1 tRNA gene is annotated in these 819 nt (G+C 51.5%); it reads right to left on the bottom strand.

The window, feature by feature from the left end:
* Positions 1 to 732: 732 nt before the first annotated feature.
* Positions 733 to 808, bottom strand: a tRNA-Ala gene (locus ACQZ45_RS27025).
* Positions 809 to 819 lie beyond the last annotated feature (11 nt).

The following is an 819-nucleotide window of genomic DNA, read 5'->3' as shown; positions in this document are numbered from 1 at the left end:
TTCGCAGCGTATCACGTCCTTCTTCGCCTGTGCATGCCAAGGCATCCACCAAATGCCCTTAATTCACTTCTTCGTTCTCATTGTCTATGCTCATCCATATTTGCTTGATTTGGAATTCTTGATCCTCCTCGCTTGCGCTCGAAGGGGTTCCAAATCCGGCCATACGGTCACCTCTCGGTAGCCGCAAACCAGCAAAATCCGGTTACCTTTTACAACCAGATCATCTCCTGATGACATCGACGTGTTCGATACAATCCTCTTTGAAGGCACGCCGGTGCACTTCGAGGTCGTATCATTAAGACCAGCTTCTCGAGATATCATCCGGTGATGCGCGGTCAGGCAACATCAATCCAGCATTCCCATCAGAGGAGCAAAAGCTCCAACAACAAAAATGCCTCGGACAAGCGATCCTTCCTACCTCCAACCCCTCCACCAATTCCGGCCGACTAAGCCATCACATGGTTTCACAAGGATTGGTCTCGGACGTTTCAGGCATAAACCCAAAACACCTGGACGCTTCCAGACATATCTTCTCTTCACAATGTATTCAGAACAGGCATCTTCCTTAGCAGAAGATGCAAACTTTTATTTCTTCAAAAGGATATTCAACTTACCGATCAATCCATACACACAGGCCGGTCGGCCGTCGGCCATCATTGGCCGGCCCGTCTGGAGCGCAGCGGCAAAGCCGCGACAGCGTCAAGACATAACCTCACCAACCGCGCTAGCGATTGGTGGAGCTGAGCGGGATCGAACCGCTGACCCCCTGCTTGCAAAGCAGGTGCTCTCCCAGCTGAGCTACAGCCCCAACCATCGCAA

Source organism: Agrobacterium sp. 16-2014-1-2a, from assembly GCF_053522705.1.
Note: the sequence above shows the minus strand (reverse complement) of the source record. Positions and strands in the feature narration are given on the sequence as shown.